This is a genomic window from Ruegeria sp. HKCCD6428, assembly GCF_013110595.1.
Taxonomy (GTDB): Bacteria; Pseudomonadota; Alphaproteobacteria; order Rhodobacterales; family Rhodobacteraceae; genus Ruegeria.
In genome coordinates this window covers 126249-152440 of sequence record NZ_WVQX01000007.1, presented here as the reverse complement: position 1 = coordinate 152440, position 26192 = coordinate 126249, and the positions used below count along the sequence as shown (strand labels likewise).

Here is a 26192-nt window from a genome sequence, read left to right as displayed (position 1 = left end):
CCTTTGTAATGGTGGATTGGTCTGGCGGAAACGACACCGGGCCGACCCCGCGCAAGGATGCGATCTGGGCTTGCATTGTACGAAACGGAAAAGCGCTTGACCCCGAATACCTGCGTAACAGGCGGATAGCCGAGCAGAGGTTGGATGCTCTGATCCGCGCCGAACTTAAGGCCGGTCGCCGTCTGCTTCTTGGGTTCGATTTTCCTTTTGGATATCCTTGCGGCTTCGCACGGGCGATGACCGGAACGGACGATCCGCTGGTGTTGTGGGATTGGTTCGAGCAACATGTCGAGGATTCCCCGAAGGCCAACAACCGCTTTGATCTGGCGGGTCGGATCAACCTTCAGTTTGGCGGCCGTGGTCCGTTCTGGATGAATGGATTGCGCCGAGATATTCACGGCCTGCCGCGTACCAAAACAGGCTATTCCAACCCGTTCCCGAACCGTCGCGCCGTTGAGACTCTGGCAAAAGGAAGCTTCACCTGCTGGCAGATGGCAGGGGCAGGCGCAGTTGGCGGCCAAATCATGATGGGGCTGCCGATTCTGAACCGGCTTCGCCATCGGTTTGCCGGGCAAATTTCGGTCTGGCCGTTCGAGCTGCTGGATAAACCTGTCGCCTTCGTGGAAATCTGGCCGTCTTTAACCCTTGGCGCTGCACCGGATGGGCGGATCAAGGATGCCTGGCAGGTTGAACAGGTCGCCTTGACTCTGTCGCGTTTGACAGAGCAGGAGTTGGATGCGCAATTGAACGTCTCAGCGGCAGAGGAAGGTTGGATATTGGGTGTGCCTCAGGACAAGCCGAACATAACCCCGCCCCCGTTGCGGAACGATTGCTTCGCGTTGCCCGCCGGGGTCAACTGGACACCGGTGGATGAGGCGCTGGCCTGTTTGCGTGACAGGCTGCACCCGATTACCGCATCTGAGACGATGGCGCTGACCAAGGCATGCGGGCGCGTTCTGGCTGGGGATGTGGTCGCCCGACGTTCGAACCCGCCGCAACCGAATACGGCCGTGGATGGGTACGGGTTTGCCGGTCCCGTCGCTGATGGCCCGCAGATCATGCCATTGATTGACGGGCGCGCGGCGGCAGGGATCCCGTTCGACGGTGACGTGCCTGAAGGTCGGGCCTTGCGCGTGCTGACGGGGGCGGCGCTGCCTGCCGGTGTCGATACGGTCATTCTGGAAGAGGATGTCACGGTCAAGGACGGCCACATAGCCTTCCTCGGTCCGCTGAAAAAAGGCGCCAACACACGGCGCGCGGGAGAAGATGTGGCCGCAGGCGATGTCGCCCTTGCTGCCGGGCGCAGGCTGACCCCTGCCGATCTTGCGCTGCTGTCTGCCGTGGGGATTGCCGAAGTCAACGTGCGCAAACCGCTTCGCGTGGCCGTGGTCTCTACGGGTGATGAATTGGTCGAAGCCGGAGAGAGCGCTGGTCCGGGTCAGATTTTCGACGCCAATCGCCCAATGCTGCTGTCCTTGATCGAACGTATGGGGTTCGTGCCCGTGGATATGGGGCGTGTTTCGGATGATCGGGACGCCTTGCGGGATCGATTGGATCAGGCTGCGGAACAGGCGGATGTGATTTTGACCAGTGGTGGCGCGTCAGCGGGTGACGAAGACCATGTTTCGGCCCTGTTGCGTCAGGCCGGAGCGATGCAGCACTGGCGCATTGCGTTGAAACCCGGGCGGCCGCTGGCTTTGGGATTGTGGTCTGGCGTGCCGGTGTTTGGCCTGCCCGGAAATCCGGTTGCCGCCATGGTCTGTACATTGATTTTCGCGCGTCCGGCTTTGGGGCTGATGTCCGGCGAAGGCTGGGCTGAACCGCAAGGTTTCGAAGTGCCTGCCGCCTTTGAAAAGCGCAAGAAGCCCGGTCGCCGGGAATATCTGCGAGCAAGAATGCGGGATGGGCGGGCCGAGGTTTTCCACTCGGAAGGATCAGGCCGGATCAGTGGCCTCAGCTGGGCTGAAGGGTTGGTCGAAATCGAGGACGGTGCGCGCCATGTCAAACCGGGCGATATGGTCCGGTTCCTTCCGTATGGAAGTTTCGGGTTGTGACGGTCACGATTTCAAGAGGGTTCGCCAATCAGGAACGCGCGCAAACGGCGGCACTGTTCTGGCAGGCATTTGCGGCAAAACTGGGCAAAGTCATGGGGCCGGACGAAAAAGGATTGGCTTTCTTTGAAATCGCATTGAACCCGGATTTCGCGCTGGTTGCACGGGATAAAACGGGCCGGATACTGGGTCTGGCAGGTTTCAAGACACGTGACGGCTCTTTTGCGGGGGGCAATATGTCTGGTCTGGCGCAGGTCTATGGTTGGTTCGGGGCGACCTGGCGCGCGTCGGTTCTGAGCGTGCTGGAGCGCGAATTGAAACCGGGCGTGTTCCAGATGGATGGTATTTTTGTCGCTGCCGAGGCGCGCGGCAAAGGAGTGGGCACGGCATTGCTGAATGCCATCAAGTCCGAGGCCCGCAACCGCAACATGTCAGAGGTTCAGCTTGATGTCATCGACACGAACCCCCGCGCCCGCAGCCTTTACGAGCGCGAGGGATTCCAGCCCATGGGTCAAGAAAAAACCGGACCGCTGAAGTATCTGTTCAATTTCAGCAGCGCGACCAAAATGTCGTGGATTGTCGGGCCGGATTAATCAAACGTGCCCGCCACGCGACCCAGCAACATGAACGCGCGGGCCGTTCGGGTTTCACCCAGTTCACTCAGTTCCGCATCGCTTGCCGTGGGTTCGAACTCGGCCATCATCTTGTCAAACCGACGCAGGAAATGGTGCGCGGCGTCGCGGAAAATCGGATCCTGTTTCATCCGGGCTGCCGTCAGCGCAAGTGAGGATCTGTCGCGCACGCCCCCCAGCGCCGCCACGGCGCGCCCGCGTGTGCCCTGGGCGAACTGGCGCCAGATTTCTGGCCGGGCCTTGTCGGGCCGCAAGTCATCCATGTAGATGCCTTCCTGGCTGAGCAGCGTCAGAACATCCTGCGAAGCTTGCACAAGCTGTGCCGTCTTGCGGTCCTTCAATGCAACACGCAGCGCATTGAACCCCTCGGTGTCATCCTGCGTTTCGGGGAAATTCAGGGCGCGGATGAAAACCTCGGTACTCAGCGGCGGTGTGATCTCTTCCGCAGGTGTGCCCAGTTCCAACGAGGTCTGGTCGCCCTGAGCGGAAGACTGCGTGGCCGTGGCAGAACGCGCCGTGCGTTTGGTCGAGAACGTTGCCAGGGCGTCTTCGGTTTTCCGTGTGGCCGCAGCGATTTCATCCAGCTTTTTGGTCACCGCAGGTTCATAGGTGCTGGAGGCGCGCTGCTGCTGCGCCACATAGGTCTGCCGGATCGCGTCGATTGCCGTTTGCAACCGCGCACTTTCCTCTCGCATCACCCGGCTGGCGCGCATCGCGGTGGCCGCAACCCAGATCATCGCCACGGGCATGAACACGGCCAGAAAGGCGACGACAAAGCCACCGTTCTGCCCCTGACCGGGCAGCACGAGAAAGACGACCGACACCACCAGCCAGATCAGGCTGAGCACCAGTGCGGCAATCTCGATTTCGGTGACAGCCGGAGTCTTCGGGCGATCATAGATGCCCAGCGACGTCGGCTTTTCGGTTTCCGGGTCAGGTTTTGGCCCCGACATTACATGCGCTCCGGTCAGGCGTACTCGATACTCAGGATTTCGTAAGAGCGCACGCCGCCGGGTGTGCGCACTTCGACACTGTCCCCTTCATCTTTGCCGATCAGGGCGCGGGCGATGGGGGATTTTATGTTCAGCAGGCCGTTTTCGATATTGGCCTCGTATTCACCGACGATCTGCCAGGTCTTTTCTTCCTCGGTATCTTCGTCGACCAATGTGACTTTTGCGCCAAACTTGACCGCACCCGACAATTTTGCCGGATCGATGACATCGGCCAGCGACAGAATACCTTCCAGTTCCTTGATGCGACCTTCGATGAAGCCCTGTTTTTCACGGGCAGAATGATATTCGGCGTTTTCCTTCAGGTCGCCCAGCTCGCGCGCCGAGGCGATGGCTTCGATGATCGCCGGGCGTTCAACGGATTTGAGGTTCTTCAGCTCAGCCTCGAGCGCGGCATTGCCCGCAGGCGTCATCGGGATCTTTTCCATACTCTCTACGTCCACGCATAAATTGAGTCGCCCCGCCGCACAGGAGCGTCGGGGCGAATGTTAGATTGGCAGTTACCTGACCCAAATGCCACGTGAATTGCAAGAGGTGACAGCGTCAGCAGCGATCAATTCGCGACTTCGCGCCGTTTTGATTTGGGGTGGGGCCTGTGCCGATGATCGGGATGCCGCGACCTGCGCCAACGCTGTGATGGGGTGCAAAGCCAAATCATCTCAATCATATTGCACCACTTCGAACTCGATCCCGTTGTCATCACGGAAATAGAACCGGCGCCCTGGTTCGTAATCGGCATGGTTGTGGGGCTCGAATCCTGCCTTGCGAACCTTGTCTTCGGTGGCATCGATGTCTTCGACCAGAACACCCACGTGGTTCAGCCCGCCGATCACATCATAGCTGCTTTCATCTGACTGCTTCGGGTCGTCAGGTTTGTACAGTGCCAGATACGTATGGGCCGAACCGACATGCACCGTGTATCCGCCGGCAATTGCGGGGCCTTCCCAACGGGTTTTCCAGCCAAAGACCTTTTGCATCCAATCGGCCGAGGCCTTCGGGTCGCGGACAGTGAAGTTGGTGTGTTCAAGCGTCGCCATCATGGGATCTCCTGTGTTTTTTGGCTTGTCCCGAGTCAGCGTAATTTCTAAACCTAACTTTAGGTCAAGGAATTTTTCATGAGGGTTTGATGGCGGCATCAGAGGGGCTGGCGATTGGCGCATTGGCCCGGCGCACAGGTCTGGCCGTGTCGGCCATCCGGTATTACGAAGCGCAGGGTCTGATTTCGCCTTGGCGCAACGCGGGCGGACAGCGGCGCTATCAGCGGGCCGATATTCGGCGGCTGAGCTTTGTCATGATTGCGCAGCAGTTCGGCCTGACGCTGCCGGAAATCCGGCGGGTGCTGTCGGGCCTGCCCGGAAACCGCACGCCGACGCCTCAGGACTGGAAGGCGATCAGCGTACAGCTGAGGGCCCATCTGGATCAGCGAATCGACACCCTAAAGCGGTTGCGCGACAATCTGGATGGCTGCATCGGATGCGGGTGTCTGAGCCTGCCGAAATGTGCGCTCTACAACCCCGATGACCGGGCAAAATCGCATGGTAGCGGTCCCAGGTACCTGATGGGGGATGCACCAGAGGGGTGATGTGTCGAATAGCGCCCTTGTTACGCCGTGTTTCGATTGACCAATGTCTTTCCGACCATGTAATCAGCCGTGAAACAAAATTGCGCAGATCATGCGGTGACAGCGCCAATTCGGAAAGTTAGCTAGGGAGCCCGCGATGGCCGAGATTGAACGCGAAGCGATGGAATACGATGTGGTGATCGTGGGTGCAGGTCCTGCGGGCCTGTCGGCGGCCATCCGTCTGAAACAGCTGGATGCCGACCTGAACGTTGTCGTTCTGGAAAAAGGGTCCGAGGTTGGCGCGCATATCCTGTCGGGCGCGGTTCTTGATCCCTGTGGTCTGGATGCGCTGATCCCGGATTGGAAAGAAAAAGGCGCGCCGCTGAATGTGCCCGTGAAGGACGACAAGTTCTACATGCTGGGTGAAGCAGGCCAGGTGCGTATCCCGAACTTCCCGATGCCGCCGCTGATGCACAACCACGGCAACTACATCGTTTCGATGGGCAATGTGTGCCGCTGGATGGCTGAGCAGGCCGAAGAACTGGGTGTCGAGATCTTTCCGGGCATGGCTTGCTCGGAAATGGTTTATGGCGACAATGGCGAAGTCAAAGGCGTGGTAGCAGGCGTTTTTGGCCTGGAGGCAGACGGTTCCTATGGCCCCAACACCGAACCGGGGATGGAGCTGCACGGCAAATATGTCTTCCTGTCAGAAGGAGTGCGCGGGTCGCTGTCCAAGGAAGTGATCGCCAAATACGACCTGTCTGCCGGCAAAGAGCCGCAGAAATACGGTGTCGGCATGAAAGAGATCTGGGAGATCGACCCTGCCAAGCACAAGGAAGGCAGCGTGACGCACACGATGGGCTGGCCTTTGGGCAGTAACGCAGGCGGCGGATCCTTCATCTACCATCTTGAAAATAATCAGGTCTATGTCGGCTTCGTGGTGCACCTGAACTATAAGAACCCGCATCTGTACCCCTATATGGAGTTCCAGCGTTTCAAGCACCATCCCATGGTGGCCGATCTGCTGAAAGGCGGCAAGCGCGTGGCTTACGGCGCCCGTGCGATTACGGAAGGCGGCTATCAGTCGATGCCGAAACTGGTCGCGCCGGGCGTGGCGCTGTTGGGCTGTTCGGCAGGCATGGTCAACGTGCCGCGCATCAAAGGCAACCACAACGCGATGCTGTCAGGCAAAGCTGCAGCCGAAGCTGCTTTCGAAGCGATCAAGGCCGAGCGTTCGGGCGATGAGCTGACGGCTTACGAGACCGAAGTTCGCAATGGCGCGATTGGCTCCGACCTGAAGAAGGTTCGTAATGTCAAACCGATGTGGTCGAAATGGGGTCTGACCGCCAGCCTGATGTTGGGTGGTCTGGACATGTGGACCAACACGTTTGGCTTTTCGCTTTTCGGCACGTTGGGCCATGGCAAGAACGACGCGGAATCGACCGAGGATGCCAGCAAGCACCAGCCAATCGATTACCCAAAGCCGGATGGAACGCTGTCCTTCGATCGTCTGACGAATGTCTCGTTCGCAGCGACAAACCACGAGGAAAGCCAGCCCTGCCATCTGCGTCTGGCCGATCCCGAGATCCCCGTGAAGGTCAACCTGCCCAAATACGATGAGCCGGCGCAGCGGTATTGCCCTGCGGGTGTGTATGAGGTGGTCGAGGATGAGGGCGGCCCGCGGTTCGTCATCAACTTCCAGAACTGCGTTCACTGCAAAACCTGCGACATCAAGGATCCCAGCCAGAACATCACCTGGACCACACCGCAGGGCGGCGACGGTCCAAACTATCCGAACATGTAAGCAAAAAACGGGCAATGGCGGCGCTGTGAAGGCTCTGCCATTGCCTCTTGCCTGCCGAAGCCCTAGCTTACCCCTCAGTCAACGATAGCAAGGCAGGATTTCGGTGTTTTCCCTGGTTCGTCGCGCGGCTTTGTCCGTGCTGTTCATGTCGTCGGTCGCGGTTCCGGCCTTTTCGGAAACGGGCGCCGGGTCTTATCTGGCCGGGCGGCAGGCGATTTACGAAAACGACTATTCTGCCGCTGAAAGATATTACGCTCAGGCCCTCAGGTTTGATCCCCAAAATGCGCTGTTGCAGGAAAGCGTTGTCGTTGCACGCATCGCTTTGGGGGAAGTGGCGCGCGCGCTGCCGATCGCCCAGCAGATCGAGGAAGCCAACCTTCCCAGCCAGGCAGCGCGTATGGTGATTTCGGCCAATCTGATCGCCGATGGGAAATTTGACGACCTGCTGGCCCGGGACCCTGAAACACAGGGAGTTGGCCCCCTTGTTGACGGCCTGATGATCGCCTGGGCCCATCTGGGGCAGGGTGAGATGACCAAGGCGATGGAACAGTTCGATTCTGTCGCCACACAGGATGGCCTCAGGGAATTCGCGCTTTACCACAAGGCGATGGCATTGGCGTCTATCGGTGATTTCGAAGGCGCCGAGGCGATACTTGCCGACAATGATGGAACGGTTGCCCGGTTCTCTCGTCGTGCCGCCTTGGCCCGCACCGAGATTCTGTCGCAGCTGGATCGCAACGAAGACGCCATTCAGTTTCTGGGCGATGTGTTTGTGGCGGGCAGTGACCCGACCATCGAGGCGTATTTGAGCCAGTTGGCGGCGGGTGAAACACTGCCGTTCACCCATGTCCGATCCGCTCAGGACGGCATGGCCGAGATTTTTTTCACCGTCGGTGCCGCATTGAACAGCGAAGCTTCGGCCGATTACGTTCTGCTGTACGCACGCTTGGCCAGTTTCCTGCGCCCCGATCATACGGATGCCATTTTGCTGAGCGCGGATCTGCTGGACAACTTGCATCAATATGATCTGGCGGTTGAGGCATACCGCCTGGTCCCGGCGGACAGCAACGATCACCATGCGGCCGAATTGGGCCGCGCCGAAGTTCTGGACCGTTCGGGAAAAACCGATGCGGCCGTCGAGGTGTTGCAGAACCTGGCTGCGCAAGATCCTGATTTTCCGGGTGTGCATGTCGCTTTGGCAGACTTGCAGCGCCGACAAGAAAACTATGCCGCTGCCGTGGCCTCTTATGACACTGCGATCGCGCTGACGGACAGCGCGGCGGGTGGGAATTGGTTCCTGCATTATGCTCGTGGAATCAGTCATGAAAGGCTGAAGCAATGGGACCAGGCCGAAGCTGATTTCCGTCGGGCGCTGGAACTGAACCCGGATCAGCCTCAGGTTCTGAATTACCTGGGGTATTCGCTGGTTGAGCGCAAAGAAAAGCTGGATGAAGCATTGGATATGATCGAGCGCGCAGTAGCTGCGCGTCCGGACAGTGGCTATATCGTGGACAGTCTGGGCTGGGTTCTGTTCCGTCTGGGGCGTTACGACGAGGCCGTCGAACACATGGAACGTGCGGTTGAGCTGATGCCGGTGGATCCGGTGGTCAACGATCACCTGGGTGACGTCTATTGGGCTGTCGGGCGCGCGCGCGAGGCCGAGTTTCAGTGGAGCCGCGCCTTGTCCTTTATCGACCCGGAAGACACGGACGGCGAAGCCGATCCGGATCGAATCCGGCGCAAGATCGAAGTCGGGCTGGATGCCGTTCTGGCCGAAGAAGGTTCGGAGCCATTGAAAGTCGCCAATGGAAATTAAGGCGTTTGCGCCCGCCAAGATCAACCTGACCCTTCATGTGACTGGCCGTCGAGACGATGGCTATCACCTGTTGGATTCGCTGGTTGTATTCGCCGATCTGGGTGATCGGCTGACATTTACCCCCGGCCCCGAATTGTCCATGGAGGTGCGCGGCGAGTTTGCCGACGGAGTCCCCACGGACAGCCGAAATCTGGTCTGGAGGGCGGCAGAAGCTGTCGGTTGGACCGGTCATATCCAACTGACCAAGTCCCTGCCCCATGGGGCGGGCATTGGCGGAGGGTCGTCTGATGCTGCGGCCACGCTTGGGGCCCTGGCAGATCAGGGCCACGACCTCCCGCAGGGCCTGCCGTTGTCATTGGGGGCGGATGTCCCCGTCTGCCTGGAAGGTCGGGCGATCAGAATGCAGGGCATTGGCGATCGTTTGACGGCGGTGAACCTTCCGCACCTGCCCGCCCTTTTGGTCAACCCGAATGTACAGGTGCCCACCGGTGCCGTTTTCAACGCGCTGGCGTCCAAAGAAAACCCGCCAATGCCTGAAAGCACACCTGAGTTTGAAAATGCCGATGAGTGCGCCCAGTGGCTGCGCAATCAACGAAACGATCTGCAAGTGCCCGCCATGAACGTCGCACCTGAGATCGATCAGGTGTTGGACGAGTTGCAGATGACCAATCGCGCGCTCGTAGTGCGCATGTCAGGGTCAGGATCAACCTGTTTTGCGCTCTATCCGACGATGAAAGACGCGCATTTCGCGGCCTACGAGATCGGCGCAGCCCATCCCGATTGGTGGTGCCGCGCCACGCAGCTCAATTGAGACGTGAAACCACGTAATCGGCCAATTCGCGCAACAGGCTGCGAATCTCATGATCCGGCAGCACGTCCAGCGACGCCTTGGCTTTGTTGGCCCAGCCCAAAGCGTCTTGCCGGGTTTCTTCCAGCGTGGCGTATTTGTTCATCAGCCCCAGCGCCTGATCCAGATCCCCGTCCTGTTGGCGGCCCTTTTCGATCGTACGTTCCCAGAAGGCGCGTTCTTCCGGCGTGGATTGCGCCACGGCTTTGATGACGGGCAGGGTCAGTTTCCGTTCACGGAAGTCATCGCCAACATTCTTCCCGGTCGCTTTGCTGTCGCCCTGATAATCCAACAGGTCATCGGCAATCTGGAACGCGATGCCCAGTGAATCGCCATAGTCGAAAAGCGCTTTGACCTGCTCTTCCGAGGCGCCTGCGATCACGCCGCCCACTTCGGTCGCGGCTGAAAACAATGCCGCCGTCTTGCCGCGCACGACCTGAAGATAAACGCTTTCATCCGTGCGCAGATCGGTTGCGGCCGTCATTTGCAGCACTTCGCCTTCGGCAATGGTTGCAGAGGCATTGGCCAGGATATCCAGAACGCGCAGCGAGCCCGTTTCCACCATCAGCTGGAAACTGCGTGAAAACAGGTAATCGCCAACCAGAACGCTGGATTTGTTGTCCCAAAGCAGATTGGCGGTCGGGCGGCCCCGTCGCTGTGCGCTTTCATCCACGACGTCGTCATGCAGCAGGGTGGCGGTGTGAATGAACTCGACCGTCGCAGCAAGACGCACATGGTGGTCGCCGGAATAGCCAAACAGGCGTGCTGCGGCCAGTGTCAGCATCGGGCGCAGGCGTTTTCCACCTGCTTCGACCAGATGCCGCGTCACTTCCGGGATGCGTGGCGCATGGTCCGATGCCATCCGCGTGCGGATCAGCCCGTTCACGGCCTCCATCTCGCCCGCCAGAATTTCAGCCAGACGCTCATGCGGTTTTGAGATCATGTCGACGGTCATCACACTCCTGATACAAGGCTCGACTTTCGCCTCGCCTTGCCCTTACATCCATCCCCATGAAAGAACTGTTGCGCAGTACCGATCCGACAATCCTGGCCTTTGCATCCGCTCTCCTTGAGGGCGAGGATATAGACTGCTTTCAGATGGACGTAAATATGAGCATCCTCGAAGGTGGTATCGGGATCTTTCCCCGTCGACTGATGGTTCGGTCCGAAGACCTGACCCGGGCCGAGCGTGTGATGCGCGACAACGAGATCCCGCTGGGCCGATGATGCGCTTTGACGACAATGAATTGACGTGCAACGATTTCCTTGGTGGCCGGGTGCGATTGCTGCAACCTGCGTCAGGTTACCGCGCCGGAGTAGACCCTGTTTTGCTTGCCGCATCCGTCCCTGCAAAGGCCGGGCAATCCGTGCTGGAACTGGGGTGTGGCGCGGGGGCTGCCATTCTGTGCCTGTCCGCGCGGGTGCCGGGGCTGCAATTGGTTGGGATCGAGTTGCAACCGGCCTATGCGGAGCTGGCCCGCCGCAATTCGGAAATCAACGGCTGTGATCTGGACGTGATCGAGGCTGACCTGAACGCTTTGCCTGATGACCTCCGACAGCGTCACTTTGATCACGTTATCGCGAACCCGCCCTATTACCGTTCTGGGGCGCATAGCCCCGCCAGCGACGCAGGGCGGAGCATTGCCCTGGGTGAAAATACGCCTCTGATGGACTGGATCACCGTGGCGGCCAAACGCCTTGCCCCTCGGGGGTTCCTGCACATGATCCAGAAAGCCGACCGTCTTCCCGACATGCTGACGGCTTGTGAAGGGAAACTGGGTTCAATCGAGGTGCTGCCGCTCAGCGCGCGGGTGGGCCGCGAGGCAGAGCTGGTCATCCTGAGCGCCCGCAAAGGGGGACGCGCGGCATTTCGCCTCCATGCACCTTTGATTCTGCACGCCGGTGAGCGCCACGAAAATGACGGTGAAAGCTATACCGAAGCGGTCTCAGCCGTGCTTCGACAGGCCGCTCCATTGCCTCGGAACTTGTGCCATCGGCAATGACCAGCCGAATTTGTCGGATTTGTTACAGATTCTGTGCGTCTGCAGCGTGACAGGGTGGAAACGATGTGGTCAAATTCTTACGTGACATACAGACACATAAACAAGGAGGATCGCAATGAGCGTGAGCGCACATCTGACGGAACTGAAGAAAAAGCACGAATCTCTCGGTCTAGAAGTAGAACAAGCCCAACGCTCGCCAGGTATCGATGATCTCCATATTGCTCAGTTGAAAAAACAGAAGCTCAAGCTGAAAGAAGAGATCGAACGCCTGTCCGCTTAAGTTTTCAGGCTGGCGCGGGCCGCGATCAAGGCCCCGCCGGTGATCAGAAAGGCCGCGATCGCAAGCCCCCAGGACGGGGTCGCGATCCCGGCCACCACCAAAGCAAGGGTCGACAATAACGGGGCCGCATAGGATGAGGTTCCGAGGATTTGAATGTCGCCTTGCTTGACGCCAATGTCCCAGACGTAGAACGCCAGCCCGACGGGCCCAAGGCCGAGTGCCAGCACCGACGCCCAGCCCAGTGCCGTATCGGGCAGTACAGTATCTTCCACAGCCAGATGCAGCAGACCCGAAGCCAGTGCAGCCGCAAGGCAGAATATTGCGACGGAACTGGTCGGCGTGCCCTCCAGTTTGCGTGATAGAACGGAATAGCCCGACCATGTCAGTGCGCAAAGCAAAGCCAATGCGTATCCGGGCAGGTATTGGGCCTGAAAGCCCGCGCCGCCACCCCCGGCAATGATGACAGCGGCCCCTGCGAATCCAAGGCAGGCCCCGATCAGGTGGCCGATACGCAGATGTTCACCTGGAAGCAGGCCCGACAGAAGCACAATGAGCAGAGGCCAGAGATATGCGATCAGCCCGGCCTCGGCAGCCGGCGCCATGCGCAGGGCCGAAAAATACAGCGCGTGATAGCCAAACAGGCCCAATGCGCCAAACAGGTAGGTCGTCCAGGGGACTTGCTTTAGATCGCTCAGACCACCTGTCGCCGTCGCCCAGACAAGCCCAAGCGCTCCACCAATCGAAAAGCAGATCGTGTTCAGCAGCAGGGGCGGCGTGGGCGCCGACCCGACAGTGAACAACGCCAGCAAGGCCCATAGCAAGACAGCCACGAAGCCGATGGCCGTTGCGCGCATTTTGGTCATGGGCGGGAAACCTCTTCAATCGGTATGATTTTGAACTCATCCGATATATGCGCGGTTTTTTCAATCTCGGTCAGGAACCAATCGCGAAACGCCGCGATCTGAGGTTTCTTTTCAGCCCCCGGCAGGCACAGAAACCGGAACCGGCCTTGTGTTTCCAGGGCCACCTTGAACGGCGCAACCAAGCGGCCTTCGGTCAGGTCCTTGAGAATCATGGCGCGTCGCCCCAGTGCCACGCCGACACCGGCAACAGCGGCATCAATCGCGTGATCTGCATTGGAAAAATGCGCGCCATGGGTCGGAGTGAAATCCATTCCGACAGCACGGAACCAAGCGGGCCAATCACAAGGCGGGGTCAGAAAGCTGATCGAATCGTCATGGATCAGCGGGGCCCCTTCAAGGCTTTCCGGCGTGGTGAATTGTTCCGCAAGTTCGGGCGTCATTACAGGGGTCAGCCATTCCTTTCTGACGGGAACGGAATACAGCCCGTCATCGGCCGAATTCCCGAAGCGGATGGCGACGTCCACGTCGTCCCGTTCCAGATCCATGTTGCGCAGCGTGGCCGAGAATTTCAGATCGATCTCGGGATGCGCCCGAGCAAATTCGTAAAGCCGCGGCGCCAGCCACTTGGCGGTCAAAGCTGGGCCCGCGGTGACGGTCAGGCTTGTGTCATCTTCCTGTCTGCGCACCGCACGCCATGCGGCTTGCAAGGTGGCAAACCCTTCTGCCGCACCAGGCGCAAGGGCACGGCCCGCCTCGGTCAGTTCTACGGCGCGGTTCAGACGACGAAACAGCGGCCGGCCAAGGTGTTCTTCAAGCGACTTGATCTGAAAGGACAGGGCAGCTGGCGTCACAAGCAGCTCTTCCGCCGCCTTCGAAAAAGACATGTGCCGGGCTGCGGCGTCAAAAGCACGCAACGCGGTCAGCGGAGGCAGATAGTCACTCATAGTGAAGAAAAACTTAATTGAAGTCTCAAGAAAGCTCGTTTGTCGTGTGTGTTTTTAGCCTCCATATTCACATCAGGTCAAACAAAACTGATTTGAAAAAAGGAGACTGCCATGATCGAGATGACGACGAATCCCGCCGCCCAGATGGCGATCCTGCGTGCCCACCAAGAGCGCAGCAGGGTGGTCTGGCAGTTTTGGGGATGGATATTGGGTTCCCGCTGATCGCAGCGCGCGCGTTCTTACGGGATCAGAAAGGGCCGGCCCAAAAGGACCGGCCCGTTTTTGTTCACAACTCTGGATCAGACGAAGAACTGCGCACCGTTGGCCGAGATCGTCGAACCGTTGATGAACTGCGAATCGTCCGATGCCAGGAAGACCACGCAGCGCGCGATTTCCTCCGGCTCACCCAGGCGGCCGGCCGGGATCTGGCCAATGATGGACTCGCGCACCTTCTCAGGCACTGCCATTACCATTTCGGTTGCGATATAGCCGGGGCAGATCGCGTTGGCAGTGATCCCCGCCCGCGCGCCTTCCTGCGCCAGGGATTTCACGATGCCCAGGTCACCCGCCTTGGTCGCTGCATAGTTCACCTGAGCGAACTGGCCTTTCTGACCGTTGATCGAGCTGATGACGATGACACGGCCGAACTTGCGCTCGCGCATGCCGGGCCAGATGGGGTGCACGGTGTTAAACACGCCAGTCAGGTTGGTGTCGATCACGTCATTCCACTGATCCGGCGTCATTTTGTGGAACGGTGCATCGCGGGTGATGCCAGCATTGGCAACGACCACATCGATGGGGCCAACCTCAGCTTCGACCTTTTCGATGCCCGCTTTGGATTCGTCATAATCCGCGACGTTCCACTTGTAGGTCTTGATCCCGGTTTCTTCGGTGAATTTTGCGGCTGCTTCGTCGTTTCCTGCATAGGTGGCCGCAACGTTACATCCTTCGGCTTTTAGCGCCTTGGAAATTGCTGCGCCAATGCCGCGGGAACCGCCGGTTACGAGTGCTGTTCGTGCCATTTATGACTCCTTCAATTTTAGTCGTCTTAGTAATGCTGTTACTCTGAGAGATGGTTGTGCGCAATATTGTTTCGTTTTGAATCTCGGTTTCCGGGCGGCAATATCGTCGCATCCAAGGGTTAGAACCTCAATGTAACAAAAAAAGGCGCCCACTGGGCGCCTAATTCTATTTGATTGTCAAAGCGCTTAGTCGCGCTCCACACAAAGGGCAACGCCCATGCCACCGCCGATGCACAAGGTGGCCAGACCCTTTTTCGCATCGCGTCGCTTCATTTCGAACAACAGGGTGTTCAAAACACGGCACCCCGAAGCACCGATCGGATGGCCGATGGCAATGGCGCCGCCGTTTACGTTCACGATCGACGGATCCCAGCCCATATCCTTGTTAACCGCGCAAGCCTGCGCGGCAAAGGCTTCGTTGGCCTCGACCAGGTCCAGATCGTCTACCGACCAGCCTGCTTTTTCCAGTGCCTTGCGCGATGCATAGATCGGGCCGACGCCCATGATCGAAGGGTCCAGACCAGCGGTCGCATAGGACGCGATGCGCGCCAGAGGTTCGATTCCCCGCTTTTCGGCGTTTTCGGCTGACATCAGCAGTGTCGCGGCCGCGCCGTCGTTCAATCCCGAGGCGTTGGCAGCGGTGACCGAACCGTCCTTGGTGAAGGCTGGGCGCAGTTTGGCCATGGCCTCCATGGTTGCGCCATGACGGATGTATTCGTCCTTGTCCATCACGATGTCGCCCTTGCGGGTCTTGATGGTGAAGGGCACGATTTCGTCTGCGAACTTGCCGGCCTTTTGGGCTGCTTCGGCCTTGTTCTGCGAAGCAACGGCGAATTCATCCTGCATCTCGCGGCTAATCTGCCATTTCTCTGCAACATTCTCGGCAGTCTGACCCATGTGATAGCCGTTGAAAGCATCCCACAAGCCATCGCGGATCATCGTGTCGATATACTTCATGTCGCCCATCTTGTGACCGGCGCGCAGCGCGGCGGCGTGGGGTGACAGCGTCATGTTTTCCTGACCACCAGCAGCGACGATTTCCGCGTCTCCCAGCTGAATATGCTGGGCGCCCAAAGCAACGGCGCGCAGGCCCGAGCCACAAACCTGATTGATGCCCCATGCGGCGCTTTCCTGTGGCAGGCCGGCATTGATATGCGCCTGACGCGCGGGATTCTGGCCTTGGGCGGCAGTCAGAACCTGACCCATAATGGTTTCGCTGACTTCGCCTTTTTCCACTCCGGCGCGCTCGACAACTGCTTCCAGAACGGCAGCGCCCAGATCATGGGCAGGTGTGTTCGCAAACGAACCACTGAAGCTGCCAACACCTGTTCGTGCGGCGGATGCGATTACTACGTTGGTCATATGATCAGTCCTTTACCGTCATGGGCCAGCGGAATTTCTGACGGCGCAGGTCGAAAGGTGTCCTTTCGAAACAAGAGCGCCCCGTGATCCCCCGCTCAAGTACCCTTGCAATAGCGTAACGCTGCACATGCAGCAACGGGCAGCTTGTCTCAGTGTCGGAAATGGTAGGAAAATGTCGATGAACAGGCAATCAACTTCCTGTTTTTGATCTGTTTTCCTGCTTCCAGGGTTCCACGACACTGGGTGCGCCATACAAGAATCCTTGCAGGCAATCCACGCCACTTGCCACCAAAAAAGCGGCATCCTCCTGCGTTTCAACCGATTCGGCCGTAACCAGAATTTCAAATTCACGGGCCACCGCGATCAGAGCCCGCACCAAAGTCTGGTTGTCGGGATCGTGGCTGATGCCCCGAACGAACTGTCCATCGATTTTGGCTGCGTCGAACAGAAACTCGCGAAAATGGCGAAAGCTGAAATTGCTGGCGCCAAAGTCATCCAACGCAAAAGCGATGCCGCGATCCTGCAAGCGGTCCATGAAGTCGACAACCAGCTCAGGCACCTGCATGGCCGAGCTTTCGGAGATTTCGAGGATCAAGCGTTCGCCCAATCCGGCATCTCGTTTCAGGAATCTGTCCAGTATTCTGGACCAGTTGGAATAACCGATCGAGCGCGCAGACATGTTGATCGACAGGCGTATTTCCGGGTTCCTCGCCAATGTGCGCAACCCAAGCTCCAGCGCGACGCAGTCCAGATCGCGGCCGATAGGAGTGTTTTCGACCTGAGGCATGAATTCGCGCGCCGGGATGACGCGGCCGGTTTCGTCCAGAACCCGAATGAACCCTTCGTAAAACGCGACTCGGTACGGGGCGTGCGCCTGTATCACCGGCTGAAAAGCCAGTTTGCATTGCTTATGCTTCACGGCATCGGTTGCCATCTGCACAACCGAACGATCCCGCGTCGAAACGGCCGCATTCAACGGGCTGTCCGACCCCTCAGGCAGATTTGCCAGTTTTTTGTTTCCCATAAGCGCGGATTCCCATGTGTCCGGGACAGGTGTCCGGTCACAGTCTCGGGGCAAAGAGATGAATCTGCGGTTAAGGGTTCGGAAAAATTTCCGTCTCGCGGGCTTAGCGGGTGGATTGCCACGCGCGCGCCAAAGAAGCTGCCGCGCCAAGTATCGCGCCCATCGCACCTAGGGCCATCATTGCAAAACCCAACGCGATCAGGGCTGCAATGGCGCCCCCAAGGGCTGCGAGCATGGCCATCAACAGGCCGAACAGGCCGAAAAATGTTGAAATGGTTGCCAAACGATTCATACCGACCCTCGCTCACTCACACACGGCGCCCATCGACTGATATGGCGCTGAATGACCGAGATTCAAGGCACAAGCAGGTTTCAGCCGGCTGTTTCAGGCCTGTTCTGCTTGTCCGCTAGGCAGTTTTTTGTCCAGATGCTCAAAACCTGGCGTTCCGCGGTCTTCCGGGTGGCGTGCCAGATGCTTGGCCTTGATCTGTTCCGAACTGTCCCGGCTGCCGTCATGGCTGTACCCAGGTGGGGCAAAGCAGTAGGCCAGTCGCTGTTTCAGGGTCAGCCCCGGCTGGGTTGCGTCGCGCCAGATGGCCACCCATTCGTGAAAGGCCACCCGCAGGGGATTGAAAGTGCCGATATTGTGCACCAGGCCATAGTCCACCCGGTCGTCCTCCTGCTCGGGGACGAAGGTGCCGAACAGCTTGTCCCAGATGATGAACACCCCGGCATAGTTGCAATCCAGATAGCGCGCGTTGCGGCCGTGATGGGCGCGGTGGTGACTGGGCGTGTTCATTATGGCCTCGAACCAGCGGGGCATCTTGCCGATGGCCTCGGTGTGAATCCAGAACTGATAGATAAGATTGAGGCCACCGACGAACAAGACCATCGCAGGATGGAACCCAAGCAGGATCAGCGGGGCGCGTACGACCATCATGAAAGTGAACGTATAGGTCCAGGTCTGCCGCAGCGCGGTCGTCAGGTTGTAGTGCTGCGAGCTGTGATGGTTTACGTGGCTGGCCCAGACCCAGCGGATGCGATGGCCAAAGCGGTGGACCCAGTAGTAACGCAGATCGTCCAGGACAAAGCACAGGATGATAACCGGAATTGACGTACCCAGGTTCATCGGTGTGATCTGCCACAGCCACATGAAAAACGCATAGGCGATAAAGCCCAGCAAAAAGCCCGATGCGATGTTTCCGGCCCCCATGATCAAAGAGGTCACCGCATCGCGTGTTTCATAACGCCCGCCTTTGCCTTTGACTGCGATCCACAGAAACTCGGCCAGAATCGCTGCGATGAAAAAGGGAACGGCCCATTGTACCGCATCGGGAAAACTAATTTGGTCTGTCATGCGGGCTCCATCAGGTCACGCCAGTGATGGCGTTCGAAATCGTCCAGTCGGATGAGTGTCTTGGGCACCGAGAATTCGTGAAACAGGATCTCAAAGCCTTCCGGATGATCCAGAAGATCATAGTCCAGCAGATGCCGGGCCACGGTGTCGGCCCCGAAGGACCAAAGCAACCCATTGCCCGAACTGGTGCGCACCACCGCGGCGTGGCCATCATGGGAAACCGTGACGTCGACCACATCATCGTCCGGAAAGTGACGTGCCCATTGTGATCGTGCAATGTCGGGCGTAAGCCTTACCTGCTGCGACCTGCCGGTGAGATGCAATAACAGGGTGACACCAGCTATGCCGCCGACGACCAGCGCCAGTAGAATTTCAAGTGGCATTCCATCCTCCTGAGCGCAGAGTGCAAAGGAGTTGAAACTCTGTCAAAGGTGGCGTTGCGTCAGCTGTTTTCCAGCCGTTCCAGTATCTCGTGTTGCACCACACGTTCGACGAAGGGCACCAGCCCCTCGGGGCCGGATGTACGATCCTTCAGGTGGATGCAGATATCCGGGCGGCGGGAGGCAATAATGCCCACCATTTCACCACGGATCGTGTCGTCAAGCCCCGCGCCCAAGATGGCGCAGGCAATCCGGGGCTCGGCATCCAGCTGTTTCCGAACCTCGTCCGTGTCATGTGCGCCCAGCCACTGAATCGGCAGATGATCCAGTTGCCGCGCCACGTCACCGATTACATTTGGCAACCGTCCGATCAGCAGTACGACGGGTTTCATCATTGCCTCCATTCCAAAAAAAATATGCCGGCCCTGCCCGGCAGGGCAGGAACAGTATATCACGAGATTGAAACGGGCTGACGCCTTTAGTTGTTGATCGAATAAATGGTTGTTTTGCCCTTGCCTTTTTCACGGGTCATTCGGACCGTGGCCCCGTCAATTTCCCAAAGCTGACAATCCGTGCCCAGTGCCTTGCCGTCCAATACTCCGTTTCGGCACCAGAATTTTTTGTTCCAGACCCAGGTTCCGCTGAACTTTTTTCCACTTTTGAGTTTGGCTGAAATCGTGCCATCAGCATTCGCGACAAAAACATTGCCTTGTTCGTCGGTTAGCTTTCTCCCAACAATATCGGAATTGAACTGCTTTTCGGTCTTGATCCGTTTGTAGTCCGCGTGTGCGGCGCCAGCGATTACCAATGTGCCTGCAACAGCAAGGAATAAAATCGTATGTTTCATAAAAAACCTCCCACTCTTAATGCGTGGGAGGGTACCATAATTCGCGAATTTTTCTAAATGCGTTAACTTTCGGCGCCAACAAGCGTCGAAATGATCGCTTTCGCACTGTCCGAGTTCCATTCGGCGTCGCCGATCAGCCGGGCGATCTCCTGCCCTTCGGGGTTCAGGATGACCGTGATCGGCAAGGCGATGACGCCGAACTCACGGGCAGCGGCCGAGCTGGGGTCCTGGTGACGGGGCAGGTTGGCGATGCCGTTCTCTGCAAAGAACTTTTTGATGCCGGCTGGCGAGTTGCGGCCCGTGGCCAGTGTCAGAACCTGAAACTTGTCGCCGCCGAACTCTTCCTGAAGTTCAGCGATCTGAGGCATCTCTTTGCGGCAAGGCGCACACCAGGTGGCCCAGAAATTCAGCAGCACATACTTGCCCTCATAATCGGCAAGCGTGCCGACACCGCCGTCATCTTCCAGCTGGAATTCGATTGATTTGGCGGGTTTCGGTTCCTTGTGCAGGATCAGACGTTTCAGGCTGTCTTCCCGCAGAGGGGCCAGCGTCTCGGCATCGGTCGCCAAGGCGGCATTTGCACCCAGCGCAAGGGCCATATAAAGGGGGATCAGACGAAATAGGCGCATATCAACTCCGGGTTTTCTTACATGACCGATCAATCCTCGAACCAGATGTGGGGCGGCCGCTTTGCCGCCGGTCCAGACGCGATCATGGAGGCAATCAACGCCTCGATCGGGTTCGATCAGCGGATGGCAGCCCAGGACATCGCAGGCTCGCGCGCCCATGCGGCCATGCTGGCAGCCACAGGCGTCATAAGTGATAGTGACGCCGAAGCCATTCGGGAAGGGCTGCTCACCGTTTTGTCAGAAATTCAGAATGGAGAATTTCAGTTCTCGACCGCGCTGGAAGACATCCACATGAATGTCGAGGCACGTCTGAAAGAGATCATCGGAGAGCCCGCAGGCCGTTTGCACACAGGCCGGTCACGCAATGACCAGGTCGCAACCGATTTCAAACTCTGGGTTCGTGATCAGCTGGACGCTGCTGAGAGCGGCTTGCTGGCCCTGATCCGCGCGCTTTTGGCGCAGGCCGAGGCCGGGGCCGATTGGGTCATGCCGGGCTTTACCCACCTGCAAACGGCGCAGCCAGTGACATGGGGCCATCACATGATGGCCTATGTCGAGATGTTTGGCCGTGATCTGTCCCGCGTTCGTGACGCCCGCGCCCGGATGAACGAATCGCCACTGGGTGCTGCGGCGCTGGCCGGAACGTCCTTTCCCATCGACCGCCATATGACGGCACAGGCGCTGGGTTTTGACCGGCCTGCCGCCAACTCGCTGGACGCCGTCAGCGATCGTGACTTCGCGCTGGAGTTCCTGTCCGTGGCCTCGATCTGCGCCGTGCATCTGTCGCGCTTTGCCGAGGAACTGGTGATCTGGTCCTCGGCCCAGTTCCGTTTTGTCACCCTGTCCGACCGGTTCTCGACCGGCTCGTCGATCATGCCGCAGAAGAAAAACCCCGATGCGGCAGAGCTGATCCGTGCCAAGGTGGGCCGGATCTTTGGCGCCAACACGGCGCTGATGATGGTGATGAAGGGCCTGCCGCTGGCCTATTCCAAGGATATGCAGGAAGACAAGGAACAGGTTTTTGACGCCGCCGACAACTGGATGCTGGCGCTGGCGGCGATGGAAGGCATGGTCAAGGACATGACCGCCAACCGCGACAGCCTGGCCGCCGCCGCCGGCTCGGGCTTTTCAACCGCGACCGATCTGGCCGACTGGCTGGTGCGGGTGCTGGGCCTGCCCTTCCGCGACGCGCATCATGTTACCGGATCGCTGGTGGCCATGGCCGAGAAGAAGGGCTGCGACCTGCCCGATCTGACGCTGGACGACATGCAATCGGTCCATGCCGAGATCACAAATGACGTCTACTCTGTCCTTGGTGTCGAAAATTCTGTAAACTCACGTCAGTCCTATGGTGGCACGGCCCCGGATCAGGTGCGTGCTCAGGTTGAACGATGGAAGGCAATGGTGTGATGACCGTGCTGCGTGCGATCCTGATTGCAGGGTCCGGCCTAATGCTGGCCGGATGCGGAGCCGACGGTGAACCCGTTCAGCCTGCGCCCGCTCAGCCAACTGTCAGTGCGACCATTGGGGTCGGCTCAAGCGGAGCGTATGTTGGCGGTGGTGTGGGTCTGAGCCGTGGGCCGCTGGGAATTTACCTGGGATTCTAAGCCACTTTCATATTGCGCATCGGTTTTGTTTCTACCAACGTGAATTGGCATGTCGGTGCGCATGCCATCCAAAGAAAAGATACTGAAATGAGAACACTAGGACTGATTCTGGTATTTGCGGCTTTGACGGCTTGCGAACCTACATCGGCAAGACGCCCGGAACCTGCGGCAGAGCCCAAGCAATCGGGCACCGGAGTTTCGATCTCGGGCTATGGCCGGGTTGGAGTTTCGACCCGAAATTAAACTTGGTCGATGGGTTCGGAATCCATTGATTCGAAGCCATCTTCTGGTCTAAGCGCGCAGACATGGATCATTTTCTCTACCGCGACGGCGCGCTTTTCGCCGAGGATGTCCCTGTCTCCGAAATCGCTGCCGCGGTCGGAACGCCGTTCTATGTCTACTCCACCGCGACCTTGCTGCGGCATTTCCAGCTGTTCGACGATGCGCTTGACGGCACGGACCACCTTGTCTGCTATGCGATGAAAGCGGCCAGCAATCAGGCGATCCTGAAAACTCTGGCACAGGCGGGCGCGGGGATGGACGTGGTCTCGGGCGGGGAATACCTGCGCGCCAAGGCGGCGGGCGTTCCCGGCGACAAGATCGTGTTCTCTGGCGTGGGCAAAACGGCGGATGAGATTCGTACCGCGCTGACCGGTGGCATCCGTCAGTTCAACGTCGAATCCGAGCCCGAGATGGAAGTGATCAACGCCGTTGCACTGGAATTGGGTGTGGTTGCTCCGATCACGGTCCGGGTGAATCCGGATGTTGATGCCAAGACCCACGCCAAGATCGCGACCGGCAAGTCCGAGAACAAATTTGGAATTCCGATATCCCGCGCCTCGGACGTCTATGCGCATGCGGCCAGCCTGCCGGGGCTGGAGGTGATCGGCATCGACGTCCATATCGGCTCGCAGCTGACGGAACTCGAACCATTCGAGCTGGCCTATACGAAAGTAGCCGAACTGACCGAGCAGTTGCGGGCTGAAGGCCACAACATCCGCCGTCTTGACCTGGGCGGTGGATTGGGCATCCCCTATACCCGCTCGAATGACGCGCCGCCGCTGCCGGTGGAATATGGCGCGTTGATCAAGAAAACACTGGGCCATCTGCGCTGTGAGATCGAGATCGAGCCGGGCCGCCTGATCGCAGGCAATGCGGGGCTGATGGTCAGCAAGGTGATCTATGTGAAATCGGGCGAAGGCCGCGATTTCCTGATTGTCGACGGGGCCATGAATGACCTGATCCGCCCGGCAATGTACGAAGCGCATCATGATATCGTCGCGGTGCAGGAACCGGTGGCCGGCGTGGAACAGCAGGCCTATGACATCGTCGGCCCGGTTTGCGAATCCGGTGACACATTTGCCAAGCAGCGCAACATGCCGCCGCTGAAATCGGGTGACCTGATCGCCTTCCGCAGCGCGGGTGCCTATGGCGCGGTGATGGCCAGCGAGTACAATACCCGCCCGCTGATCCCCGAGGTTCTGGTCAATGGTGATCAATTTGCAGTCATTCGTGAACGACCAAGCTTTGACGAAATCATAAACCGCGATACCATACCTTCATGGCTTTGACGCGATGACCGCGCGGGCCTAACCCCGGAGGCCCGTCTTGTCCGACCGTTCAAACCTGCCCATTCCGCGCCTGTCCGTGTGGCTGACCTATGTCGGCATGGTGGCTGAACAGGTGTTGCGCGCGTTCTGGCCGGCATTCTCGATTGCACTTGTTCTGCTTGCGGCGTTGATGCTGGGGCTTCAAGATATTGTTTCCGTGGAAGTTGTCTGGACAGTTGGCGCGCTGTCCCTGGGCTTGTTTTTGACGGCTGCGGTGCTTGGCCTGAGGGTTCTCAAGTTGCCTTCGCGCACCGACGTCTTGGTGCGGTTGGATGAGACCTTGCCGGGACGCCCAATTCAGGCCTTGATGGATGATCAGGCCATCGGTGCGGCCGATCGGGATTCTGTGGCGCTATGGCAAGCCCACAAAGCCCGGATGGCGCAACGGGTCGCAACGGCTGAGGCCGTGAAGCCAGATCTTCGGCTGGCATCGCGAGATCCTTATGCGCTGCGCTACGCGGCATTGCTGGCTTTTGTCGTAGCGCTGGTTTTCGGCTCTTTGTGGCGCGTGGGGTCGGTGGCGGACATGGCCCCGGGCACTGCCGCCGCCGGGCAGGGGCCAACGTGGGAAGGATGGGTCGAACCCCCGCGCTATACGGGCCTTCCAACGCTGTATCTTGCGGATCAAACGGATGCAGAGCTTTCCGTTCCCAAGGGCAGCCGCGTTACCTTGCGGCTTTATGGTGAGGTTGGCGCACATAGCCTGACGGAAAACAGCTCGGCCCTGGGCGCCGAAGCTGCGACCGACCCCGAGCAGGAGTTCGTGGCAGAGCGCTCTGGCCAGTTGCGCATCGACGGGCCCACGGGGCGCGAATGGGCCGTTGAGATCATTGACGACACGGCACCACAGATAGCCGTGGCCGGATCGGCTGAGGCCGAGGCGGGCGGGCAGATGAAACTGCCATTCGTCGCAGGAGATGACTATGGTGTGGTTTCAGGCTCAGCCCGGATCGAACTGGATCTGGTTGCCGTTGACCGCCGCTATGGCCTGGCGGCAGAGCCCGAGCCACGCGAAGCGATCGAGATTGAACTGCCGATGCCGATCACGGGCGACCGGGCGGACTTTGCCGAAGATCTGATCGAGGACTTCTCGCAACACCCCTGGGCGCATTTGCCGGTCCAGATCACTTTGATGGCTACGGACGCGGCGGATCAGCAATCTTCCTCCGAACCATATGTGACCGACCTTCCGGCCCGACGGTTTTTTGATCCGTTGGCTGCTGCGGTGGTCGAACAACGGCGTGATCTACTCTGGTCGCGCTCCAACGCGCCTCGCATCGCGCAACTGCTGCGGGCTGTGTCTCATCTGCCAGAGGACCTGTTTCGTTCGGACACTGCCTATTTGCGCCTGAGGGTCGTACTGCGGCGGCTTGAGACCTTTGATCAGTACGGGCTGAAACCTGAACAGCAGGCAGAGATCGCCCAGGCCCTCTGGGATCTTGCGGTGTTGATCGAAGACGGCACGCTGGCGGATGCGCTGGAACGGATGCGCCGCGCGCAGGAACGTCTGACCGAAGCGATGCAGAACGGGGCCAGCGACGAAGAAATCGCGGAACTGATGCAGGAATTGCGCGACGCGACGCAGGATTACCTCCAACAGCTGCAAAGGTTGGCTCAGCCAAACGGCGAAGATGGCGAGCGTCAGCCGGGCCAGAACGGCGAGTCCCTGCAAATGACGCAGGATGATCTGCAACGCATGATGGACCGCATTCAGGAACTCATGGAACAGGGCCGCATGGCCGAAGCCCAGCAGGCGCTGGAAGAGTTCCAGCAGATGATGGAAAACATGCGTGTGACTCAGGGCCAGGGCGGAGGGCAGCAGTCCGAAGGTCAGCAGGCCATGGAAGGTCTTGCGGAAACTCTGCGTGAACAACAAGGGTTGAGCGATCGGGCCTTCCGTGATTTGCAGGAACAGTTCAACCCGGGCGCTCAATCCGGTGAAAGCCAGGGCAATGAGGGGCGCAATGGCGGGCAAGGCCGGGGGCAAAGCCACGAAGGCCAGGGCGGTCAGGGGGAAGGCTCGGATCAGGCTGGCGAAGGCCAGCAGGGTCAAGGCTCACTTGCGGACCGGCAGCAGGCGCTGAGAGATGAGCTGAACCGTCAGCAACAGGGGTTGCCCGGTGCCGGCACGCCCGAAGGCGACGCCGCGCGCGAGGCGCTTGATCGGGCCGGGCGTGCCATGGACGAGGCGGAACAGGCCCTGCGTGGGGATGATCTGGCCGAAGCCATCGACCGGCAATCCGAGGCCATGGAAGCCCTGCGCGAAGGGATGCGTTCGCTGGGCGAGGCGATGGCGCAGAACCAACAGAACCAGCCGGGTCAGGGAACGCAGGATGGCGACATGCAAGCCAACAACCGCGATCCGCTGGGCCGAAACCCGGGTGCCGCCGGTTCGATTTCAACGGATGAGAACCTGCTGCAAGGCGAAGACGTGTACCGCCGGGCGCGGGAACTGCTGGATGAAATCCGACGCAGAACCGGGGAATCGGACCGCCCCCAGATCGAGCTGGAATACCTGAAGCGTTTGTTGGAGCGGTTCTAGA

At 59.1% G+C, this 26192-nt stretch carries 29 protein-coding genes; 14 read left to right on the top strand and 15 right to left on the bottom strand.

Annotation, left to right across the window (positions count from 1 at the left end; all coding sequences use genetic code 11):
- Nucleotides 1-8 precede the first annotated feature (8 nt).
- Entirely contained in the window at nucleotides 9-2054 is a 2046-nt protein-coding gene (gene glp / locus GS620_RS15995; protein WP_171616941.1) for a gephyrin-like molybdotransferase Glp, read from the top strand.
- Nucleotides 2051-2644: a GNAT family N-acetyltransferase gene (locus GS620_RS15990; RefSeq protein ID WP_367397109.1), complete on the top strand. Its 594-nt coding sequence runs from the start codon at nucleotides 2051-2053 to the stop codon at nucleotides 2642-2644. Before glp ends, GS620_RS15990 begins: the two co-directional genes overlap by 4 nt.
- Here the strand turns inward: GS620_RS15990 and GS620_RS15985 are convergent.
- The 3 genes from GS620_RS15985 to GS620_RS15975 form a co-directional block, all read right to left on the bottom strand.
- Nucleotides 2641-3636: a hypothetical protein gene (locus GS620_RS15985; RefSeq protein WP_171363548.1), complete on the bottom strand. Its 996-nt coding sequence runs from the start codon at nucleotides 3634-3636 to the stop codon at nucleotides 2641-2643. The genes GS620_RS15990 and GS620_RS15985 overlap by 4 nt on opposite strands.
- Before the next feature lie 14 nt (nucleotides 3637-3650).
- Nucleotides 3651-4121 (bottom strand): transcription elongation factor GreA, encoded by a 471-nt coding sequence (greA, locus tag GS620_RS15980; RefSeq protein WP_152456794.1) that lies wholly within the window; start codon nucleotides 4119-4121, stop codon nucleotides 3651-3653.
- A gap of 231 nt (nucleotides 4122-4352) precedes the next feature.
- The gene (locus tag GS620_RS15975; protein ID WP_171206067.1) at nucleotides 4353-4733 is read right to left on the bottom strand and encodes a VOC family protein; all 381 of its coding nucleotides are present in this window, start codon (nucleotides 4731-4733) and stop codon (nucleotides 4353-4355) included.
- Nucleotides 4734-4819: 86 nt separating this feature from the next.
- Between GS620_RS15975 and soxR the strand changes: the two genes are divergently transcribed.
- The 4 genes from soxR to GS620_RS15955 all read left to right on the top strand — a co-directional run bounded on the left by soxR (nucleotide 4820) and on the right by GS620_RS15955 (nucleotide 9685).
- Complete coding sequence (gene soxR, locus GS620_RS15970; RefSeq protein WP_171119728.1) at nucleotides 4820-5275, top strand: redox-sensitive transcriptional activator SoxR; 456 nt, start codon at nucleotides 4820-4822, stop codon at nucleotides 5273-5275.
- A gap of 136 nt (nucleotides 5276-5411) precedes the next feature.
- Nucleotides 5412-7058, top strand: coding sequence for an electron transfer flavoprotein-ubiquinone oxidoreductase (locus tag GS620_RS15965; protein WP_152456797.1), 1647 nt, complete (start codon nucleotides 5412-5414; stop codon nucleotides 7056-7058).
- Between the two features lie 145 nt (nucleotides 7059-7203).
- On the top strand, nucleotides 7204-8874 hold the full coding sequence (locus GS620_RS15960) for a tetratricopeptide repeat protein (protein ID WP_171616939.1): 1671 nt from the start codon (nucleotides 7204-7206) through the stop codon (nucleotides 8872-8874).
- Nucleotides 8864-9685: a 4-(cytidine 5'-diphospho)-2-C-methyl-D-erythritol kinase gene (locus GS620_RS15955; protein WP_171616856.1), complete on the top strand. Its 822-nt coding sequence runs from the start codon at nucleotides 8864-8866 to the stop codon at nucleotides 9683-9685. The genes GS620_RS15960 and GS620_RS15955 overlap by 11 nt, the downstream gene beginning before the upstream one ends.
- Here the strand turns inward: GS620_RS15955 and GS620_RS15950 are convergent.
- Complete coding sequence (locus tag GS620_RS15950) at nucleotides 9678-10676, bottom strand: polyprenyl synthetase family protein (RefSeq protein WP_171616853.1); 999 nt, start codon at nucleotides 10674-10676, stop codon at nucleotides 9678-9680. The two genes, GS620_RS15955 and GS620_RS15950, sit on opposite strands and share 8 nt — an antisense overlap.
- Before the next feature lie 56 nt (nucleotides 10677-10732).
- Between GS620_RS15950 and GS620_RS15945 the strand changes: the two genes are divergently transcribed.
- The 3 genes from GS620_RS15945 to GS620_RS15935 all read left to right on the top strand — a co-directional run bounded on the left by GS620_RS15945 (nucleotide 10733) and on the right by GS620_RS15935 (nucleotide 12004).
- Entirely contained in the window at nucleotides 10733-10948 is a 216-nt protein-coding gene (locus GS620_RS15945; RefSeq protein ID WP_152456800.1) for a DUF2007 domain-containing protein, read from the top strand.
- Complete coding sequence (locus GS620_RS15940; RefSeq protein ID WP_171616851.1) at nucleotides 10945-11724, top strand: tRNA1(Val) (adenine(37)-N6)-methyltransferase; 780 nt, start codon at nucleotides 10945-10947, stop codon at nucleotides 11722-11724. Before GS620_RS15945 ends, GS620_RS15940 begins: the two co-directional genes overlap by 4 nt.
- A 115-nt stretch (nucleotides 11725-11839) precedes the next feature.
- The gene (locus GS620_RS15935; protein WP_083445267.1) at nucleotides 11840-12004 is read left to right on the top strand and encodes a YdcH family protein; all 165 of its coding nucleotides are present in this window, start codon (nucleotides 11840-11842) and stop codon (nucleotides 12002-12004) included.
- Here GS620_RS15935 and GS620_RS15930 read toward each other — a convergent pair.
- The 11 genes from GS620_RS15930 to GS620_RS15880 all read right to left on the bottom strand — a co-directional run bounded on the left by GS620_RS15930 (nucleotide 12001) and on the right by GS620_RS15880 (nucleotide 20432).
- A complete protein-coding gene (locus tag GS620_RS15930; protein WP_171616849.1) occupies nucleotides 12001-12867 on the bottom strand; it encodes a DMT family transporter in 867 nt (288 codons plus the stop codon). The two genes, GS620_RS15935 and GS620_RS15930, sit on opposite strands and share 4 nt — an antisense overlap.
- The gene (locus GS620_RS15925; RefSeq protein ID WP_171616847.1) at nucleotides 12864-13811 is read right to left on the bottom strand and encodes a transcriptional regulator GcvA; all 948 of its coding nucleotides are present in this window, start codon (nucleotides 13809-13811) and stop codon (nucleotides 12864-12866) included. The genes GS620_RS15930 and GS620_RS15925 overlap by 4 nt, the downstream gene beginning before the upstream one ends.
- Nucleotides 13812-14110: 299 nt before the next feature.
- Nucleotides 14111-14833 (bottom strand): acetoacetyl-CoA reductase, encoded by a 723-nt coding sequence (gene phbB, locus GS620_RS15920; protein WP_171331376.1) that lies wholly within the window; start codon nucleotides 14831-14833, stop codon nucleotides 14111-14113.
- 186 nt (nucleotides 14834-15019) lie between these two features.
- Nucleotides 15020-16195 carry an acetyl-CoA C-acetyltransferase gene (locus tag GS620_RS15915; protein WP_170346332.1) on the bottom strand — a complete coding sequence of 392 codons (1176 nt, stop codon included), beginning with the start codon at nucleotides 16193-16195 and terminating at the stop codon, nucleotides 15020-15022.
- Between the two features lie 190 nt (nucleotides 16196-16385).
- The gene (locus tag GS620_RS15910) at nucleotides 16386-17219 is read right to left on the bottom strand and encodes an EAL domain-containing protein (protein ID WP_171206060.1); all 834 of its coding nucleotides are present in this window, start codon (nucleotides 17217-17219) and stop codon (nucleotides 16386-16388) included.
- A gap of 103 nt (nucleotides 17220-17322) precedes the next feature.
- Complete coding sequence (locus GS620_RS15905) at nucleotides 17323-17511, bottom strand: hypothetical protein (protein WP_171331375.1); 189 nt, start codon at nucleotides 17509-17511, stop codon at nucleotides 17323-17325.
- Between the two features lie 93 nt (nucleotides 17512-17604).
- Nucleotides 17605-18576, bottom strand: coding sequence for a sterol desaturase family protein (locus tag GS620_RS15900; protein WP_152456808.1), 972 nt, complete (start codon nucleotides 18574-18576; stop codon nucleotides 17605-17607).
- Nucleotides 18573-18959 carry a hypothetical protein gene (locus tag GS620_RS15895; RefSeq protein ID WP_171206058.1) on the bottom strand — a complete coding sequence of 129 codons (387 nt, stop codon included), beginning with the start codon at nucleotides 18957-18959 and terminating at the stop codon, nucleotides 18573-18575. The genes GS620_RS15900 and GS620_RS15895 overlap by 4 nt, the downstream gene beginning before the upstream one ends.
- A gap of 59 nt (nucleotides 18960-19018) precedes the next feature.
- Nucleotides 19019-19348 (bottom strand): hypothetical protein, encoded by a 330-nt coding sequence (locus GS620_RS15890; protein WP_171616845.1) that lies wholly within the window; start codon nucleotides 19346-19348, stop codon nucleotides 19019-19021.
- Nucleotides 19349-19434: 86 nt separating this feature from the next.
- Complete coding sequence (locus GS620_RS15885; protein ID WP_171616843.1) at nucleotides 19435-19923, bottom strand: hypothetical protein; 489 nt, start codon at nucleotides 19921-19923, stop codon at nucleotides 19435-19437.
- A complete protein-coding gene (locus GS620_RS15880) occupies nucleotides 19866-20432 on the bottom strand; it encodes a TlpA disulfide reductase family protein (RefSeq protein WP_171119716.1) in 567 nt (188 codons plus the stop codon). Before GS620_RS15880 ends, GS620_RS15885 begins: the two co-directional genes overlap by 58 nt.
- 21 nt (nucleotides 20433-20453) lie before the next feature.
- Between GS620_RS15880 and argH the strand changes: the two genes are divergently transcribed.
- The 5 genes from argH (at nucleotide 20454) to GS620_RS15855 (ending at nucleotide 26191) form a co-directional block, all read left to right on the top strand.
- Nucleotides 20454-21842: an argininosuccinate lyase gene (gene argH, locus GS620_RS15875; RefSeq protein ID WP_171119715.1), complete on the top strand. Its 1389-nt coding sequence runs from the start codon at nucleotides 20454-20456 to the stop codon at nucleotides 21840-21842.
- Nucleotides 21842-22039 (top strand): hypothetical protein, encoded by a 198-nt coding sequence (locus tag GS620_RS15870; RefSeq protein ID WP_170346340.1) that lies wholly within the window; start codon nucleotides 21842-21844, stop codon nucleotides 22037-22039. Before argH ends, GS620_RS15870 begins: the two co-directional genes overlap by 1 nt.
- An 87-nt stretch (nucleotides 22040-22126) precedes the next feature.
- Nucleotides 22127-22282, top strand: a complete 156-nt coding sequence (locus GS620_RS15865) for a hypothetical protein (protein WP_171119713.1) — start codon at nucleotides 22127-22129, stop codon at nucleotides 22280-22282.
- Between the two features lie 62 nt (nucleotides 22283-22344).
- Entirely contained in the window at nucleotides 22345-23610 is a 1266-nt protein-coding gene (lysA, locus tag GS620_RS15860) for a diaminopimelate decarboxylase (RefSeq protein ID WP_171616841.1), read from the top strand.
- 37 nt (nucleotides 23611-23647) lie between these two features.
- On the top strand, nucleotides 23648-26191 hold the full coding sequence (locus tag GS620_RS15855) for a TIGR02302 family protein (protein ID WP_371809814.1): 2544 nt from the start codon (nucleotides 23648-23650) through the stop codon (nucleotides 26189-26191).
- Nucleotide 26192: the final 1 nt, after the last annotated feature.

Excerpts from the sequence above, each read along its gene's own strand:
- greA (WP_152456794.1), bottom strand. The coding sequence starts at position 4,121 with ATGGAAAAGATCCCGATGACGCCTGCGGGCAATGCCGCGCTCGAGGCT.
- GS620_RS15895 (WP_171206058.1), bottom strand. The coding sequence starts at position 18,959 with ATGCCACTTGAAATTCTACTGGCGCTGGTCGTCGGCGGCATAGCTGGT.
- phbB (WP_171331376.1), bottom strand. The coding sequence starts at position 14,833 with ATGGCACGAACAGCACTCGTAACCGGCGGTTCCCGCGGCATTGGCGCA.
- GS620_RS15865 (WP_171119713.1), top strand. The coding sequence starts at position 22,127 with ATGAGAACACTAGGACTGATTCTGGTATTTGCGGCTTTGACGGCTTGC.
- GS620_RS15925 (WP_171616847.1), bottom strand. The coding sequence starts at position 13,811 with ATGAGTGACTATCTGCCTCCGCTGACCGCGTTGCGTGCTTTTGACGCC.
- GS620_RS15870 (WP_170346340.1), top strand. The coding sequence starts at position 21,842 with ATGACCGTGCTGCGTGCGATCCTGATTGCAGGGTCCGGCCTAATGCTG.
- GS620_RS15900 (WP_152456808.1), bottom strand. The coding sequence starts at position 18,576 with ATGACAGACCAAATTAGTTTTCCCGATGCGGTACAATGGGCCGTTCCC.
- GS620_RS15935 (WP_083445267.1), top strand. The coding sequence starts at position 11,840 with ATGAGCGTGAGCGCACATCTGACGGAACTGAAGAAAAAGCACGAATCT.
- glp (WP_171616941.1), top strand. The coding sequence starts at position 9 with ATGGTGGATTGGTCTGGCGGAAACGACACCGGGCCGACCCCGCGCAAG.
- lysA (WP_171616841.1), top strand. The coding sequence starts at position 22,345 with ATGGATCATTTTCTCTACCGCGACGGCGCGCTTTTCGCCGAGGATGTC.
- GS620_RS15955 (WP_171616856.1), top strand. The coding sequence starts at position 8,864 with ATGGAAATTAAGGCGTTTGCGCCCGCCAAGATCAACCTGACCCTTCAT.
- argH (WP_171119715.1), top strand. The coding sequence starts at position 20,454 with ATGACCGATCAATCCTCGAACCAGATGTGGGGCGGCCGCTTTGCCGCC.
- GS620_RS15930 (WP_171616849.1), bottom strand. The coding sequence starts at position 12,867 with ATGACCAAAATGCGCGCAACGGCCATCGGCTTCGTGGCTGTCTTGCTA.
- GS620_RS15965 (WP_152456797.1), top strand. The coding sequence starts at position 5,412 with ATGGCCGAGATTGAACGCGAAGCGATGGAATACGATGTGGTGATCGTG.
- GS620_RS15890 (WP_171616845.1), bottom strand. The coding sequence starts at position 19,348 with ATGAAACCCGTCGTACTGCTGATCGGACGGTTGCCAAATGTAATCGGT.
- GS620_RS15940 (WP_171616851.1), top strand. The coding sequence starts at position 10,945 with ATGATGCGCTTTGACGACAATGAATTGACGTGCAACGATTTCCTTGGT.
- GS620_RS15950 (WP_171616853.1), bottom strand. The coding sequence starts at position 10,676 with ATGACCGTCGACATGATCTCAAAACCGCATGAGCGTCTGGCTGAAATT.
- GS620_RS15985 (WP_171363548.1), bottom strand. The coding sequence starts at position 3,636 with ATGTCGGGGCCAAAACCTGACCCGGAAACCGAAAAGCCGACGTCGCTG.
- GS620_RS15910 (WP_171206060.1), bottom strand. The coding sequence starts at position 17,219 with ATGGGAAACAAAAAACTGGCAAATCTGCCTGAGGGGTCGGACAGCCCG.
- GS620_RS15880 (WP_171119716.1), bottom strand. The coding sequence starts at position 20,432 with ATGCGCCTATTTCGTCTGATCCCCCTTTATATGGCCCTTGCGCTGGGT.
- GS620_RS15885 (WP_171616843.1), bottom strand. The coding sequence starts at position 19,923 with ATGGAACTCGGACAGTGCGAAAGCGATCATTTCGACGCTTGTTGGCGC.
- GS620_RS15945 (WP_152456800.1), top strand. The coding sequence starts at position 10,733 with ATGAAAGAACTGTTGCGCAGTACCGATCCGACAATCCTGGCCTTTGCA.
- GS620_RS15975 (WP_171206067.1), bottom strand. The coding sequence starts at position 4,733 with ATGATGGCGACGCTTGAACACACCAACTTCACTGTCCGCGACCCGAAG.
- GS620_RS15905 (WP_171331375.1), bottom strand. The coding sequence starts at position 17,511 with ATGAATCGTTTGGCAACCATTTCAACATTTTTCGGCCTGTTCGGCCTG.
- GS620_RS15960 (WP_171616939.1), top strand. The coding sequence starts at position 7,204 with ATGTCGTCGGTCGCGGTTCCGGCCTTTTCGGAAACGGGCGCCGGGTCT.
- GS620_RS15915 (WP_170346332.1), bottom strand. The coding sequence starts at position 16,195 with ATGACCAACGTAGTAATCGCATCCGCCGCACGAACAGGTGTTGGCAGC.
- soxR (WP_171119728.1), top strand. The coding sequence starts at position 4,820 with ATGGCGGCATCAGAGGGGCTGGCGATTGGCGCATTGGCCCGGCGCACA.